This window comes from Streptomyces plumbidurans (genome assembly GCF_019857225.1).
Lineage (GTDB): Bacteria > Actinomycetota > Actinomycetes > Streptomycetales > Streptomycetaceae > Streptomyces > Streptomyces plumbidurans.
Map to the genome: position 1 here is coordinate 1 of NZ_JAFJSY010000124.1, position 15,391 is coordinate 15,391.

A 15,391-nucleotide genomic window follows, 5' to 3' on the forward strand; every position below is an offset into this window, starting at 1 on the left:
TCGACGGCGCCGACCTGCACGAGGCCACCCGCGACCTGGACGCGGCGGAGACGCTGTTCATCATCGCCTCCAAGACCTTCACCACCATCGAGACGATCACCAACGCGACCTCCGCGCGTGAGTGGCTGCTCGCCGAGCTGAAGGCCGGTCAGGAGGCGGTCGCCCGGCACTTCGTGGCGCTGTCGACGAACGCCGGGAAGGTCACCGAGTTCGGTATCGACCCGGACAACATGTTCGAGTTCTGGGACTGGGTCGGCGGCCGCTACTCCTACGACTCGGCGATCGGCCTGTCGCTGATGATCGCCATCGGCCCGGACCGCTTCCGGGAGATGCTCGACGGGTTCCACCTGGTCGACGAGCACTTCAGGACCGCGCCCGCCGAGTCCAACGTGCCGCTGCTGCTGGGCCTGCTGGGCATCTGGTACGGCAACTTCCACGACGCCCAGTCGCATGCGGTGCTGCCGTACAGCCACTATCTGTCGAAGTTCACCGCCTATCTGCAGCAGCTGGACATGGAGTCCAACGGCAAGTACGTCGGCCGGGACGGGCAGCAGGTGGACTGGCAGACCGGACCGGTGGTGTGGGGCACGCCGGGCACCAACGGACAGCACGCGTACTACCAACTCATCCACCAGGGGACGAAGTTGATCCCGGCCGACTTCATCGGCTTCGCCGAGCCGGTGGCCGAGCTGAGCGGGACGCTGAAGGCGCAGCACGACCTGCTGATGGCCAACTTCTTCGCGCAGACACAGGCGTTGGCCTTCGGCAAGACGCCGGACGAGGTGCGGGCCGAGGGGGTGGCGGAGGACCTGGTGCCGCACAAGACGTTCAAGGGCAACCACCCGACGACGACGATCCTGGCGCGTGAGCTGACCCCGTCGGTCCTCGGGCAGCTGATCGCGCTGTACGAGCACAAGGTGTTCGTGCAGGGCGCCGTGTGGAACATCGACTCCTTCGACCAGTGGGGCGTGGAGCTCGGCAAGGTGCTCGCCAAGCGGGTCGAGCCCGCGCTGACCGAGGGGGCCCGGGTGCCGGGTCTGGACGAGTCGAGCGCGGCGCTGGTCGCCAAGTACCGGGAGCTGCGCGGCCGGGCGTGAGGTCGGCGACGCGACACGGGAAGCGGGCGGCCCAGGGGCGTGGGCGTCCCGTAGAATCCCCCGAGCGATCATGGACGCGACCGCTCGGGGGAGCGCAACGTGAGTAGTCCACAAGGGAGTTGGCTCAGCGAGAGGTTGACCGCGCGGGCCTTTCTGAAGCCTCATCGGGTGGCGCGGGCGGTGTTCCATCCGGCGTGGATCCCGGACGCGGTCGACCCGTCGGTGGAGCGGCTCAAGCGGGTGCGGATCATCGCCGGGGCGGTCGCGGCGCTTGGCGTCTACACCTTCGTCGAGGGCGGGTTCGCCTTCGACGAGATGCTGGACAACGCCGCCACCGCCTCCGCCGTCCTGTTCTTCATCACCCCGCTGACGGTCGGTGTGATGCTCTTCGTCTGGCGGCGCGGCGGCTCGGTGCGGCAGCTGAAGAACCCGCTCGTCAGCGCGCTCAAGTTACTGCTGCTCTTCATCGCCTCGGTGCTCGGGACGGTGCTGGTCTTCCGGCTGGGCGACGCGTTCGGAATCCTCGCGAAACTCGTGCTGAGCCTCGTCGGGCTGTGGATGGCGGTCTTCGTGATAGCGGGCGCGGTCAAGCTGACCGGGAACTTCTTCGGCACCGCCGTGGTGCACCGCGGTCTGCCCCCGCTGCTCGCCACGGTCACGACCTGGCTGATGGCCCTCCCGGACCTGATCACCGGCGATCTGCACGGCCTGAGCCTGACAATGGGCATCTTCTTCATCCTGGGCGCCCCCGTGACGGTCACGGCGATCGCGCTCCTGGAGCTGAGCAGGCTCAGGCAGCGCCACGGCGTCCGTCTGGCGGCACACCCGGCGGTGCTGCCGCGGCTCGCTCCGCCGCCTCCGCCGTACGCACCGCAGGGGGCCGGGGGGTTCGTACCGCCGCAGGGGAGCCCATACGGTCCGTCACAGAACAACCCATACGGCCATCCGTACAACCCGCGTAGTCCGTACGGGACTTGAGCGGGGTCAGGCCGCCGGATCGCGCTGCTGGATCTGCGTCGGCTCAGGCAGCCGGTACGGCGTCCGATTGGCGGCGCACCCGGCGATGCTGCCGCGCCTCGCCCCGCCGTCTCCGCCGTATGCGCCCCGGGTGAGCCCCTACGGCGGTCATCGGAACGGCAATCCGTACAACCCGCGCAGTCCGTACGGCACTTGACCGGGTCAGGCCACCGCGCTGAGGGTGTCCGCGAGGCGGTGGCGTGCTGCGCGGGCTGCGGGCAGGGCGGCGAGGGCTGCCGCGCCCAGTACTGCCGCCGCACCGAAGAGCGACAGCAGGAGCGGCGACGGGCTCTGGGCGATGCCCGCGCCGATTCCGCTCGATCTGCCCTGGGCGTCGATCAGCCAGTGCGCGAGAGGAGTGCCGATGGCCGTGCCGGCCACGACGGCGGCCAGGGCGGTGCAGCCGGTGGCCGTGACGGTGATCGCGGTGATCTGGCGCGGGGACAGGCCGATGGCCTTGAGGGCGAGCAGATCGCGTTCGCCCTCGCGGACGGTGCCGCCGATCGCGGTGAGCAGTTCGACGAGCCCGATCAGCGCGAGTACGACGATCAGCCCTGCGACGACCGAGCGCAGGGGAGAGAGCCCGTCGGCCGGGTTGGTCACGGCGTGCACGTCCAGATGCCCGTGCCCGGCGGCGGTCAGCCGCCTCGCGACCGTGTGCGGGTCGGCCCCGGGGCGCAGCCGGAGCTGGTAGAGCGTCGGGGCGAGGTGCGGGTCGTTGCCGCGGAGGGTGTCGAGAGAGGTGGAGATGACCCGGCCGGCGTTCTCCGGTTCGATGCTGCGGCCCACGATGTGCAGGATCTGCGGCTGGTCGCCGACCGTCATCCGCACCCAGTCGCCGACCTTGGCGTCCAGCAGTTCGAGCAGGCCCTGCCCGGCCACCGCCTCGTCGTCGGCGCGCGCGGGGCGGCCCTCGGCCAGTGCGTACGGGTAGGGGTGGTGCCGTGTGCCAAGACCGCGCAGCGCGATGGTGGCCGTCTGCCCGGGGACCAGGGCGGCCATCTCGACGCCGGGGTAGGCGGCGGCGACCTGCGGGTCGCGGTCCAGCACCGCGCGGGTGCCGCGGTCGCTCAGGCCGGCGTCGGTGTGGACGGTGAGCGCGGCCGGCAGACCGATCTGCTCGGGCCTGCTGTGGAAGCGGTCGATGGTGGTCCAGGCGCTCATCGCCACGACGATCAGCAGCAGGGGCAGCGCGAGCCGGGCCACGGTGGCCAGGGACCGCACCCGGCGGACGAAGGTCGTGTGCCAGCCCAGTACCAGCGCGGGCGGCACCCCCAACGCGAGCGCCCGCCGCGCCATCCCGGAGAGCTGCCCGGTCGAGGGCCCGGAGGACAGCGGACCCTCAAGACCGTGGACCACCTCGGCCCCTCGCTCACCGGCCGGAGCCGTGCGCCGAAAACCGATCGTCCGGCGCACCGGCACCGGCACCTGCACCGGCCCACTGATGGGCGCACCGTAGTCCTGCGCGGCCGAAGGCCGGGGCGCAAGCGCCCGTTGGCCCGTCCCACTACCGCCCCTCGCCCTACCGCCCCTCGCCGCGAACCGCCCCCCGCCCGCGCGCCCGCCCCCGAGCGATCCCCGTGGCACCGGTACCGGCGGCACCCGCCCCGCCCGCCACGCCGCGAGGCCCGTGGTCGCGCCGATGAAGAGCACCGCGCCGATGGGGACGGCGAACAGGGTGAGCGTGTGGCCGGGCAGGCCCTGCCAGACACCGAGGGCGTCGCCGAGGCGGCCCGGGAAGCGGCTGCCCAGGGCCCCGGTGAGCGTGGCGGCGCCGACCGCGCCCAGGACGGCGTAGGCGATGTGCTGGAAGAGGAAGACGCGCACGACCTGGGCCGGGGTGAAGCCGATCGCCTTCAGGACGGAGATGTCCCGGAGATGGCCGCGGATGCGGGTGGAGATCGCGCCGTGCACCGCGAGCCCGGCCGCGAGCAGCGCGCCCACGCCGAACAGGCCCAGCACCTGACCGAGCAGCCGGTTGTCGCCCTGTGCCTCGGCGCGGGCCTGCTGCCAGGTGGAGACCTCGCCGATGGCACCGGAGCCGAGGACCGTGACGGCGCGCTGGACGGCGTAGCCGGTGTCGTCGGGGTCGGTCAGGCGCAGGCCGATGACCTGGCTGGTCGGGTCCGGCACGGCGGAGGGGAGCGCCCAGACGAGCCCCGGCTGCTCGCCGGGGCGGTAGCGGGGCTCTGCGCTGTCGGCCACGCCGAGGACGGTCACCGTCCGCTTCGTGCCCGGCAGGGTGAGCGTGTCGCCGGGTTCGGCGAGCAGGGCGCGGGCGAGGCGGCTCTCCAGCACCACGCCGTCGGGTGTGGCGGGGTCCAGCCAGTGGCCCGCGGTCAGGAGCGGACGGCCCACAGTGGGGCGTTCGGGCGTGGCGCGCAGCTCCACCGAGGCGCGGGTGCCGCGTGAGGCGAGGGTGGTGGAGGCGGCGGGGTAGGGACCGGCGACGGACTGGACGCCGTCCAGGTCCGCCAACTTCCCCACCTGGGCGGACTCGGCCGTGTGGATCCACACGTGCGCACCGCGCTCCTGGGTGAAGATCCGCTGCCAGGGGTTGGTGGCGTAGCCGAACAGGGCCGTCGCCAGCAGCAGCGACACCACGATCCCGGCCGTCGCCAGCACCAGGAACAGTGCCTCGCCGCGGTGCGTGCGCAGATCGGAGTGCGCCCAGCGCAGGGTCGCTCGCACGGCGGCTCAGCTCCTCGGTCCGCGGGGCGCGCCGCAACGGTCGTACACCCGCATGTCAGTCCTTGAGTTCCAGAACTCCGGATATCCCGGTCCCGCGGGTCGGCCTGCCGTCCAGTACCGCGTCGTCGGCTATGCGCCCGTCGAAGAAGCTGATCACCCGGTCCGCGGCGCTCGCCAGCCGGGCGTCATGGGTGACCAGCACGATCGTCTGGCCACGCCGGTGGAAGCGGGACAGCAGCCGCATCACCTCACGGGTGCCCTTGCTGTCCAGGCTGCCCGCGGGCTCGTCCGCCAGCAGCAGCGGAGGATGGTTGACCAGGGCCCGGGCCAGCGCGACCCGCTGCTGCTCACCGCCGGACAGCTCACCCGGCATGCTCCGCTCCTTGCCCGCGAGGCCCAGCTCGGCCAGCAGCTCCTCGCGCCCGGCGCGCGCCTGCCGGGGCGGCACCCCGGCGAGCAGCGCGGGCAGCTCCACGTTGTCGGCGACCGACAGGTTCGAGACCAGGTTGAAGAACTGGAAGACGATGCCGATCCGCTTCCTGCGCTCCACCGCCCAGCGCGCCTCGCTCCAGCTGTCGGTGGGCACGCCGTCCAGCCGGATGCTGCCGCCGTCCGGACGCTGCAGTCCGCCCAGCAGATGCAGCAGCGTCGACTTGCCGGCGCCGGAGGGACCGGTGACGGCCACGAACTCGCCCCGCCGGACACAGAGATCGACTCCGCGCACGGCGTGTGCGGGTGCGCCCTCGCCGTAGTGCGTCTTGAGCAGGCCCACGGCGTGCAGCACGGGAGCGGGACTGTCGCTCACTCCAGCTCCTCCAGCTCTTCCTGGCACCGTTCCAGCCAGTCGAGGTCGGCCTGCAGGTGCAGCATCGCGCCCTCGATCAGCAACTGCGCGACACGGTTGTCCCGGTTCTCGGCGGCGGCCAGCTTCGACAGGTTGCGCATGGTGTTGAGGTACTGGCGCCGTTGCTTGTTGATCAGGGCGATCTGGTCGGCGAGACCGGTCTGCGGAGCGAGCGCCAGCTTCATGAAGAACTCGTCCCGCACCCGCGGCTCGTCCTCGGGCTCCTCGAACCAGGCGCGCAGCGCCTCCCGCCCGGTTTCGGTGAGGTGGTAGACCTTTTTGTTGGGCCGGTTCGACTGCTGGACGTCCTCGCCCTCGATCAGTCCCTGCTTCTCGAGGCGGCCGAGGGTCACATAGATCTGGCCGACGTTCGGCTGAGGGTACGCGGAGCCCAGCAGTTGCTCAAGGTCCTGCTTGAGCTCGTAGCCGTGGGCCGGACCGCGCGCCAGCAGGGCCAGGAGAGGCAGCCGCACTCGTGCTCTCCTCCCCGCATCCCGAGTAATGTGCCGCGGGCCCTAGTATCGCGCATACCTAACAGGTATACATGGCCACTGTCCCGGGCGATGCTGCCCGTGGTGCCGGTGTACAGGGAGGAACCTATGCGGTGGATACACGCCGCCGGTAGGGGCCTTCTCGTTCTCGTCGTGGTCATGACCGGCTACGTCACCTCCGGCGCCCACGCCGACGAGGGCACCGCAGGGGGCCGCGGGCCCCTCACGCTCGCCACCGCGGGGGACCTCACCGGCTATCTCGGCCCGCTGTTGGAAGGCTGGAACCGCACCCATCCCGGCGAGAAGGTGACCCTCGTCGAGTTGCCGGACTCCGCCGACGAGACCCACGCCCAGATGGTCACCGACCTGCGCGGCGGGGACCGCAGCCGGTTCGACGTCCTCAACATCGACGTCAACTGGACCTCCGAGTTCGCGGCGGCGGGCTGGATCCGCCCCCTGCCCCGCGACCGCTTCCCGCTCGATACGTTCCTGAACCCGGTGGTCGACACGGCGACCTACGACGGACACCTGTACGCCGTCCCCTACGTCACCAACGCCGGGCTGCTCCTCTACCGCAAGGACGTCCTGGAGAAGGAGGGCGTCCCGCCGCCGCGCACCTGGGCCGAGCTGGAGCGGGACGCGAAGACCATCGCGCCGAAGTACCGACTCGACGGCTACGCAGGGCAGTTCCTCCCGTACGAGGGCCTCACCGTCAACGCCGCCGAGGCGGTCTACTCGGCGGGCGGCAGCATCCTCGGCGACGAGGGCGCGACCGTGACCGTGAACTCCGCGGCCGCCCGCGAGGGCATCGGGTTCCTGGCCCGCGGCGTCCGCGAGGGCTGGATCCCGAAGAAGGCGCTGACGTACAAGGAGGAGGAGTCCAAGCAGGCCTTCCAGGACGGCAAACTGCTCTTCCTGCGCAACTGGCCCTACGCCTATGTCGTCGCCTCCGCCAAGGGTTCACCGGTCGCCGGGAAGGTCGGCGCGGTGCCGCTGCCGGGTCCCGACGGGCCCGGGACGAGCGTTCTCGGCGGCTCCAACCTCGCCGTCAACACCCATGCGCGCCATCCCGATTCGGCCGCGCGCCTGATCGCCTACCTCACCAGCGAGCCCGTACAGCGCCAGGTCCTCACGCGCGGCGCGCTGCCGCCCGTGCGCGCCGCGCTCTACGAAGACCCCGCGCTGGTACGGAAGTTCCCCTATCTGCCCACCCTGCGCGAGAGCGTGCTCAACGCCGCCCCGCGCCCCAAGAGCCCGCGCTACGACCAGGTCAGCCTGGTGGTGCAGGCGGTGGTGCAGGACGCGATGACCGGGCACGAGAGCCCCGCGGCGGCCGTGCGCCGGCTGGCACGGGAGCTGGCCGCGATCCCCGGCCGATAAGTTCTGTACTTACCTGTTAGGTAACGCGGACATCTCATCTGGCGTATAGCTGCCCGGGTAAGTCCGTATTTATATCCCCGACCCGCCAGTAGCATGCGTTCTTTTCATTGACACCCCCAAGACACGCCTACCTAACATGCATGCATGTTGAGTAAGTGCCGCTGGTGGCGCGACGCAGTGATCTACCAGGTGTACGTCCGCAGCTTCCTGGACAGCACCGGCGACGGCATCGGCGATCTGGCCGGGGTTCGCGCCGGGCTGCCGTATCTGAAGAAGCTGGGCGTGGACGGGATCTGGCTGAGCCCCTTCTACCCCTCGCCCCAGCACGACCACGGCTACGACGTCGCCGACTACTGCGGCGTCGACCCGCTCTTCGGCGACCTCGCCGAGTTCGACCTGCTGATGGCGGCCGCCCGGCGGCTCGGCGTCAAGGTGCTGCTGGACATCGTGCCCAACCACTGCTCCAGCGAGCACCCGTGGTTCCAGGAGGCGCTCGCCTCCGCGCCCGGCAGCGCGGCCCGCGCCCGCTTCCACTTCGCCGACGGGCGCGGCCCCGACGGCGCCGAGCCGCCCAACAACTGGCACTCCATGTTCGGCGGACCGGCCTGGAGCCGGGTGACCGAGGCGGACGGCCGACCGGGCCAGTGGTACCTGCACATGTTCGCCCCCGAGCAGCCCGACTGGAACTGGCGCAACCAGGAGGTCGGCGCCGAGTTCGACCGGGTGCTGCGCTTCTGGCTGGACCGCGGGATCGACGGTTTCCGCATCGACGTTGCGGCAGGACTCTTCAAGCACCCCCAACTGCCCGACTCCGACGACCCCGAGGCCGACGCCCGCACCCGTGACTCGGTCAACCCGCTCGCCTGGAACCAGCCCGAGGTGCACGACGTGTGGCGGCACTGGCGGACGGTGTGCGAGCAGTACACGGCACGCGACGGCCGCGAACGGCTGCTGGTCGGCGAGGTGTCCGTGCCCAGCGCCCGCGAACACGCGAAGTACGTACGGCCGGACGAACTGCACCAGGCCTTCTTCTTCGACCTGCTCAGCGCCCCGTGGGACGCCGACGCCTTCCGCAAGGTCATCACCGAGGCCATGCAGGACATCGCCGGCACCGGCTCCACGGTCACCTGGGTGCTCAACAACCACGACCAGGTGCGCACCGTCACCCGCTACGGCGAACCCGCCACCGGGTGCAGCGGCCTGGGCGCCGCCCGCGCCCGCGCCGCCGCGCTGCTGATGCTGGCGCTGCCCGGAGCCGCGTACATCTACCAGGGCGAGGAGCTGGGCCTGCCCGAGGTCGTCGACCTGCCCGACGACGTGCTCACCGACCCCATCTTCCGCCGCACCGGCAGCCGGGCCCGCATCCGCGACGGCTGCCGGGTGCCGCTGCCGTGGTCCGGACAGGCCTCGCCGTTCGGCTTCACCTCCGGCGCCGAGAGCGCGCGGCCCTGGCTGCCGCAGCCGTCGTACTTCGCCGAGTACGCCACCGACCGCGCCCTCGCCGACACCCGCTCCTTCTGGCACCTGTACCGCGACGGGCTCCAACTGCGCGCCGCCCTGCCCCAGTTGGGGGAGGGCACGCTCGACTGGCTGGACGCCCCGCCCGGCGTCCTCGGCTTCGTCCGCGGCGACGGCCTGGTCTGCGCCGTCAACTTCGGGACGGCGCCCACGCCCGCGCCGGTCCCCGGCACCCCGCTGCTGTCCAGCGGCCCGTGCCCGGCCGGGGTGCTGCCCGGCTCGACGGCGGCCTGGTGGATGAGCGACCTCTGAGCGCCCCCACCTCTTCTGATTTCTCGTCAGTTACCCATCCCTGGAAGGGACATCAACGATGACGCGACGACGCACGACCCTGCTCACCGGCTGCACCGCGCTCGCCCTGGCGCTCGGCGCCACCGCCTGCGGAGGCGGCGGACCGGTCTCCGCGGGCGGCGGGGACAAGGCACTCAGCGGCCAGACGGTCTCCGTGGCCGGGGTCTGGTCCGGCAGCGAGCAGAAGAACTTCCAGAAGGTGCTGGACGCCTTCACCGCGAAGACCGGCGCCAAGACGCAGTTCACCTCCACCGGCGACAACGTCTCCACCGTCGTCGGCAGCAAGATCGAGGGCGGCAACGCCCCCGACGTGGTGATGGTCCCGCAGGTCGGCGTGCTCCAGCAGTTCGCCAAGAAGGGCTGGCTCAAGCCGCTGTCGGCCACCACCGAGAAGTCGGTGGACGCCGGCTACGCACCCGTCTGGAAGAAGTACGGCAGCGTCGACGGCACCCTCTACGGCGTCTACTTCAAGGCCGCCCACAAGTCGACGGTCTGGTACAGCCCCGACGCCCTCGACCAGGCCGGCGTCAAGCCGCCGACGACGTACGACGCGATGCTGAAGGCCGGGCACACCGTCTCCGACTCCGGCCTGTCCGCCTTCTCGGTCGCCGGACAGGACGGCTGGACCCTCACCGACTGGTTCGAGAACATCTACCTCTCGCAGGCCGGACCGGAAAAGTACGACGCCCTCGCCGCCCACAAGCTGAAGTGGACCGACGCCTCGGTGGTCAAGGCCCTCGGCACGCTCGGCAAGCTCTTCAAGGACAAGCAGCTCGTCGCCGGCGGCCAGAAGGAGGCCCTCAACACCGACTTCCCGGGCTCGGTGGAGAAGGTGTTCGGACCCAAGCCCGAGGCCGGCATGGTCTACGAGGGCGACTTCGTCGCCGGGGTCGCCAAGGACCAGTTCGGCAAGGCGATCGGCAAGGACGCGAACTTCTTCCCCTTCCCCGCGGTCGACGGGGGCAAGGCGCCCGTGGTCAGCGGCGGTGACGCGGCCGTCGTCCTCAAGGACGGCAAGAACGCCAAGGCCGGCATGAAGCTCCTGGAGTACCTGGCCACCCCCGAGGCGGCCGCCGTCTGGGCGAAGGCCGGCGGCTTCCTGTCGCCGAACAAGCAGCTCGACTTCGGCGAGTACGGCGACGACGTCAGCCGCGCGACCGCCAAGTCCCTTGTCGGGGCCGGGGATTCGGTCCGCTTCGACATGTCCGACCAGGCGCCCGCGGCGTTCGGCGGGACCAAGGGCGCGGGCGAGTGGAAGCTGCTCCAGGACTTCCTGCGCGACCCGTCCGACCCGGCGAAGACCGCGGCGCGGCTGGAGTCCGCGGCCGCCAAGGCGTACAAGGGCTGACGTCCCATGACCGCGACTCTGGTGAAAGAGACAAGTCCGCCCGCTCAGGGCGCCGTTGAACGGGCCCGGCGCTCGCGCCGGCGAGCCCGGACCATCGCCGTGCTGTTCGCCTTCCCGGCGCTGCTCCTGCTGGGCGCGCTCGTCGTGTACCCGGTGCTGTTCTCGATCGGCCGCAGCTTCTTCGACGCGTCCGGCACGCGCTTCGTGGGCGGCGAGAACTACACCGAGATGTTCCGCGACCCGGCGACCCTCAAGGCCGTACGCAACACGGCCATCTGGGTCGTGGTGGCACCGGCGCTGCTGACCGGCCTCGGCCTGATCCTCGCCGTCCTGGTGGAGAAGGTCCGCTGGGCCACGGCCTTCAAGCTGCTGCTGTTCATGCCGATGGCGGTGTCCTTCCTCGCGGCCGGCATCATCTTCCGGCTCGCCTACGACGAGGACCCGAACAAGGGCGTCCTGAACGCGGCCGCGGTCTCGGTGCACGACGCCTTCAAGGGCACGTCGCAGTACCCGACGGCGCGGGCCCGCGAAGGGTTCGGGATGGCCAAGGGCACCGACGGCTCGTACCGCACGAACAAGGCCGTGGCGCCGGGGAGTTCGGTGGCGCTCGGCCTGGTCGGCGTGGCGCCCAAGGACCTGCCGGGCGGTGCCGAGCCGGCCTATGCGGCAGCCTCCCGCAAGGCGGCGGCCGACGAGGTGCGCGGGGTCGTCTACCTGGACTTCACCCCCGGCGGAGGCGGCAAGCAGGGCACGGTCGACCGGCGCGAGCGCGGGCTGCCGCAGATGAAGGTCGAGGCGGTCGGCGACGACGGAAAGACGGCCGCCACCACGACGACGTCCTCCGACGGCTCCTTCGCCTTCAAGGGCCTGCACTCCGGTTCGTACACGGTGAAGCTCCCGGCCTCGAACTTCGCGCAGCCCTACGACGGTGTCTCCTGGCTCGGGCCCGCCCTCGTCACGCCGGCGATCATCGGGGCGTATCTGTGGATCTGGACCGGCTTCGCGATGGTCCTGATCGGAGCCGGACTCGCGACGCTGCCGCGTGACGCGCTGGAGGCGGCCCGGATGGACGGCGCCAACGAGTGGCAGATCTTCCGCCGGATCACCGTGCCCCTGCTCGCGCCCGTGCTGACGGTGGTCTTCGTGACCCTCGTGATCAACGTGATGAAGGTCTTCGACCTCGTCTACATCATCGCGCCAGGACCCGTGCAGGAGGACGCGACCGTGCTCGCCACACAGATGTGGCTGGTGTCGTTCGGCGGCGGCAACAACCAGGGCCTGGGCAGCGCGCTCGGTGTGCTGCTCCTGCTGCTGGTGGTCCCCGCCATGGTCTTCAACGTCCGTCGTTTCCGAAGGAGTCAGCGATGAACGCGGTGCGGCGCGCGCTGGGCAGCGGCCTGGTGCAGGCCTTCCTCGTCCTGATCGGCCTGGTGTGGCTCACTCCGCTGGCGGGGCTGTTCCTGTCCTCGCTGCGGTCCTCGCAGGACTCGGCGAGCAGCGGCTGGTGGACGGCGTTCACCAGTCCAGGGCAGTTGTCCTTCGACAACTACTCGGCGCTGCTGAAGAACGCCGGTATGACCCAGGCCTTCTGGAACACGGTGCTCATCTCGGTGCCGGCGACCGTCCTGGTCGTGGTGCTCGCGGCGCTGGCCGGATACGCCTTCGCCTGGCTGGACTTCCCCGGACGGGAGACCGTCTTCCTCGTCGTGGTCGCCCTGTTGGTGGTGCCGGTCCAGATCGGCCTGCTGCCGGTGGCCAAACTCTTCGGCGAGCTGGGGCTGTTCGGGACGATCCCGGGCGTGGTCCTCTTCCATGTGGCGTACGGGCTGCCCTTCGCGGTGTTCCTGCTGCGCAACTACTTCGCCGAGATGCCGAAGGAGATGCTGGAGGCCGCCCGGATGGACGGCGGCAGCGAATGGCGCATCTTCACCCGGCTCGTCCTGCCGGTGGGGCGGCCCGCGATCGCCTCCCTGGCCATCTTCCAGTTCCTGTGGGTCTGGAACGACATGCTGGTCGCGCTGCTGTTCGCGGACAGCTCCTCGCAGCCGCTGACCGTTCAACTCCAGTCGCAGATACGGCAGTTCGGCAGCAACATCGATGTGCTCGCACCGGGCGCGTTCGTGTCCCTGATCGTGCCGGTGGTCGTGTTCTTCGCGTTCCAGCGGCACTTCGTGCAGGGAGTCATGGCCGGGTCGGTGAAGTGAGGTCGGTGAAGTGAGAAGGCGGCGAGGGGAGAACCCCTCGCCGCCTTCCCCTGCGTACACGAACCTCAGGGCGACGCCGGCGGATACAGCGACCGCGGCAGCTGCGAGGCCGCCGCGGCGTCCAGCAGCCACAGGGTGCGCGAGCGCCCGCGGGCGCCCGCGGCCGGGGCCTGGATCTCGCCCGCGCCCGACAGGGCGATCGCCGCGGCCTCGGCCTTGTCCTCGCCGGCGGCCAGCAGCCAGACCTCGCGGGCCGCGCGGATCGCCGGCAGCGTCAGACTCACCCGCGTCGGCGGCGGCTTCGGCGCCCCGTGGACACCCACCACCGTGCGCTCCGTCTCCCGCACCGCGGGCAACTCCGGGAAGAGCGACGCCACATGCGTGTCCGGACCGACGCCCAGCATCAGGACGTCGAAGGTGGGCACCGCACCGTGGTTCTCGGGACCGGCGGCCCGCGCCAGTTCCTGCGCGTACCCTTCGGCCGCCGCCTCGACGTCCGTGCCGTGCGGCCCGTCCGAGGCGGGCATGGCGTGCACCCGCTTGGGGTCCAGCGGGACGGAGTCCAGCAGGGCCTCGCGGGCCTGCGTGACATTGCGCTCCGGATCGCCCTCCGGCAGGAAGCGCTCGTCCCCCCACCACAGGTCAAGCCGGCCCCAGTCGATCGCGTCCCGTGCCGGCGCCGCGGCCAGCGCCGCCAGCAGGCCGTTGCCGTTGCGGCCGCCCGTGAGGACCACGGACGCATAGCCCCGGGAGGCCTGCGCGTCCACGATCTTCGTGATCAGACGGGCCGCGGCGGCCTGCGCCATCAGTTCCTTGTCGCGGTGCACGACCAGCTGCGGAGTGCTCACTTCGCCGTCGCCTTCTTCTCGGCGCCGCTCACCGGTGCCTCCGCCTCCGCTTCCGGCGCGGAAGCTTCAGCAGCGGCTTCGACCGGTTCTCCTTTGGGCGAGGACTCGCCGCTTCCGGCTGACGGCTCGTCGCTTTTGGACGGCGGCTCCAGGACGGCGTCCGCCGCCTCGTCGAACGAGACCACCCCGTCCAGCGTCTCGTTCAGCCGCTCCACCCCGAACCGCAGCGCCGACGCGTAGGTGTCGTCCGGGTCCAGCCGCCGCAGTTCCTCCGCGATCAGCTCGGCCGTCTCACGCCGCTTCAGCGCCACCGCACGGTCCGGCTGACCCTGGATCGACAGCGTCGCCAGGGAGCCGTCGGCCCGGTCCAGGACGATCCGGCCGGTGTCCGTGGCCATGCGCACCGCGGTCAGTCCCGGGCCGTTGGACAGCGACCGCTTCACCGGCACGTCCAGCCGGTCCGCCAGCCACATCGCCAGCAGCTCACAGCTCGGGTTGAACTCCTCGCCCTCCACCTCGACGGCCGCCACCTCGCAGGTGACCTGGTCGAGCGCGGCGGCCAGCATCGAGCGCCAGGGCGTGATGCGGGTCCAGGACAGGTCGGTGTCGCCGGGGGTGTAGGTGTCGGCGCGGGCGGACAGCTCCCGCACCGGCTGCTCGGCGGCGTAGGTGTCGGTGACTCGGCGCTGGGCGAGGGCGCCCAGCGGGTCGTTCGCCGGGTCGAGCGGCGCGTTCACCGGCCACCAGGCCACCACCGGGGCGTCCGGCAGCAGCAGCGGCAGGACGACGGACTGCGCGTGGTCGATGACCTCGCCGTACAGCCGCAGGACGACCGTCTCGCCGGTGCCCGCCTCCGCACCCACCCGGACCTCGGCGTCCAGGCGGGACTGCGTACGGTCGCGGGGGGTGCGCGAGAAGCGCTTGATGACCACGAGCGTGCGCGAGGGGTGCTCGCGCGAGGCGTCGTTCGCCGCCTTGAGGGCGTCGTACGCGTTCTCCTCGTCCGTCACGATGACCAGCGTGAGCACCATGCCGACGGCCGGCGTGCCGATGGCCCGGCGGCCCTGCACCAGCGCCTTGTTGATCTTGCTGGCCGTGGTGTCCGTGAGGTCTATCTTCATGGCCGGCGCCAGCTCCGTCCCTCTCGTGCGAGCATGTCGTCCGCCTCGACGGGGCCCCAGGTGCCGGACGCGTACTGGGCGGGCTTGCCGTTCTGGTCCCAGTACTGCTCGATCGGGTCGAGGATCTTCCAGGACAGCTCGACCTCCTCGGTGCGCGGGAAGAGGTTCGAGTCGCCGAGCAGCACGTCGAGGATCAGACGCTCGTACGCCTCCGGGGAGGACTCGGTGAAGGACTCGCCGTAGGCGAAGTCCATCGACACGTCCCGGATCTCCATCGAGGTGCCCGGCACCTTCGAGCCGAAGCGGACCGTCACGCCCTCGTCCGGCTGGACGCGGATGACGATCGCGTTCTTGCCGAGCTCCTCCGTCGCCGTGTGGTCGAAGGGGGAGTGCGGCGCCCGCTGGAAGACGACCGCGATCTCGGTGACCCGGCGGCCCAGGCGCTTGCCGGTGCGCAGATAGAACGGCACACCCGCCCACCGCCGGTTGTCGATCTCGACCTTGATGGCCGCGTAGGTGTCGGTCTTCGAATTGGGGTCGA

At 71.1% G+C, this 15,391-nt stretch carries 12 protein-coding genes and 1 pseudogene; 7 read left to right on the plus strand and 6 right to left on the minus strand.

Features of this window, described 5'->3' with window-relative positions:
* The coding region (gene pgi, locus JYK17_RS38680; protein WP_222812235.1) for a glucose-6-phosphate isomerase at positions 1 to 1,097 on the plus strand (1,097 nt) is incomplete at its 5' end.
* 99 nt (positions 1,098 to 1,196) lie between these two features.
* Entirely contained in the window at positions 1,197 to 2,075 is an 879-nt protein-coding gene (locus tag JYK17_RS38685) for a hypothetical protein (protein WP_108013543.1), read from the plus strand.
* 201 nt (positions 2,076 to 2,276) lie between these two features.
* On the opposite strand, the gene JYK17_RS38690 is transcribed toward JYK17_RS38685, so the two are convergent.
* The 3 genes and pseudogenes from JYK17_RS38690 to JYK17_RS38700 all read right to left on the minus strand — a co-directional run bounded on the left by JYK17_RS38690 (position 2,277) and on the right by JYK17_RS38700 (position 6,122).
* On the minus strand, positions 2,277 to 4,805 hold the full coding sequence (locus JYK17_RS38690; protein WP_222812236.1) for an ABC transporter permease: 2,529 nt from the start codon (positions 4,803 to 4,805) through the stop codon (positions 2,277 to 2,279).
* A 55-nt stretch (positions 4,806 to 4,860) separates the two neighbouring features.
* Positions 4,861 to 5,514: pseudogene (locus JYK17_RS38695) on the minus strand (ABC transporter ATP-binding protein); the annotation flags it as partial.
* A gap of 92 nt (positions 5,515 to 5,606) precedes the next feature.
* On the minus strand, positions 5,607 to 6,122 hold the full coding sequence (locus JYK17_RS38700) for a PadR family transcriptional regulator (RefSeq protein ID WP_108013546.1): 516 nt from the start codon (positions 6,120 to 6,122) through the stop codon (positions 5,607 to 5,609).
* A gap of 126 nt (positions 6,123 to 6,248) precedes the next feature.
* Between JYK17_RS38700 and JYK17_RS38705 the strand changes: the two genes are divergently transcribed.
* The 5 genes from JYK17_RS38705 (at position 6,249) to JYK17_RS38725 (ending at position 12,881) form a co-directional block, all read left to right on the plus strand.
* The gene (locus JYK17_RS38705; RefSeq protein WP_108013547.1) at positions 6,249 to 7,520 is read left to right on the plus strand and encodes an ABC transporter substrate-binding protein; all 1,272 of its coding nucleotides are present in this window, start codon (positions 6,249 to 6,251) and stop codon (positions 7,518 to 7,520) included.
* Between the two features lie 144 nt (positions 7,521 to 7,664).
* Positions 7,665 to 9,290 carry a glycoside hydrolase family 13 protein gene (locus tag JYK17_RS38710; protein ID WP_222812237.1) on the plus strand — a complete coding sequence of 542 codons (1,626 nt, stop codon included), beginning with the start codon at positions 7,665 to 7,667 and terminating at the stop codon, positions 9,288 to 9,290.
* A 58-nt stretch (positions 9,291 to 9,348) separates the two neighbouring features.
* Complete coding sequence (locus tag JYK17_RS38715; protein ID WP_108013548.1) at positions 9,349 to 10,677, plus strand: ABC transporter substrate-binding protein; 1,329 nt, start codon at positions 9,349 to 9,351, stop codon at positions 10,675 to 10,677.
* Between the two features lie 6 nt (positions 10,678 to 10,683).
* Positions 10,684 to 12,045 (plus strand): carbohydrate ABC transporter permease, encoded by a 1,362-nt coding sequence (locus JYK17_RS38720; RefSeq protein WP_222812238.1) that lies wholly within the window; start codon positions 10,684 to 10,686, stop codon positions 12,043 to 12,045.
* The gene (locus tag JYK17_RS38725; protein ID WP_108013550.1) at positions 12,042 to 12,881 is read left to right on the plus strand and encodes a carbohydrate ABC transporter permease; all 840 of its coding nucleotides are present in this window, start codon (positions 12,042 to 12,044) and stop codon (positions 12,879 to 12,881) included. Before JYK17_RS38720 ends, JYK17_RS38725 begins: the two co-directional genes overlap by 4 nt.
* 65 nt (positions 12,882 to 12,946) lie before the next feature.
* Here JYK17_RS38725 and pgl read toward each other — a convergent pair whose 3' ends face one another.
* The 3 genes from pgl to JYK17_RS38740 form a co-directional block, all read right to left on the minus strand.
* Positions 12,947 to 13,729, minus strand: a complete 783-nt coding sequence (pgl, locus tag JYK17_RS38730; protein ID WP_108013551.1) for a 6-phosphogluconolactonase — start codon at positions 13,727 to 13,729, stop codon at positions 12,947 to 12,949.
* Positions 13,726 to 14,850, minus strand: a complete 1,125-nt coding sequence (gene opcA / locus JYK17_RS38735) for a glucose-6-phosphate dehydrogenase assembly protein OpcA (protein ID WP_108013552.1) — start codon at positions 14,848 to 14,850, stop codon at positions 13,726 to 13,728. Before opcA ends, pgl begins: the two co-directional genes overlap by 4 nt.
* Positions 14,847 to 15,391, minus strand: a 545-nt coding sequence (locus JYK17_RS38740; RefSeq protein WP_504739992.1) for a glucose-6-phosphate dehydrogenase, incomplete at its 5' end; no start/stop codon positions are given. The genes opcA and JYK17_RS38740, both read right to left, overlap by 4 nt.

Coding starts and splice junctions, on each gene's coding strand:
- JYK17_RS38705 (WP_108013547.1), top strand. CDS start 6,249: ATGCGGTGGATACACGCCGCCGGTAGGGGCCTTCTCGTTCTCGTCGTG.
- JYK17_RS38710 (WP_222812237.1), top strand. CDS start 7,665: ATGTTGAGTAAGTGCCGCTGGTGGCGCGACGCAGTGATCTACCAGGTG.
- JYK17_RS38715 (WP_108013548.1), top strand. CDS start 9,349: ATGACGCGACGACGCACGACCCTGCTCACCGGCTGCACCGCGCTCGCC.
- JYK17_RS38720 (WP_222812238.1), top strand. CDS start 10,684: ATGACCGCGACTCTGGTGAAAGAGACAAGTCCGCCCGCTCAGGGCGCC.
- JYK17_RS38725 (WP_108013550.1), top strand. CDS start 12,042: ATGAACGCGGTGCGGCGCGCGCTGGGCAGCGGCCTGGTGCAGGCCTTC.
- opcA (WP_108013552.1), bottom strand. CDS start 14,850: ATGAAGATAGACCTCACGGACACCACGGCCAGCAAGATCAACAAGGCG.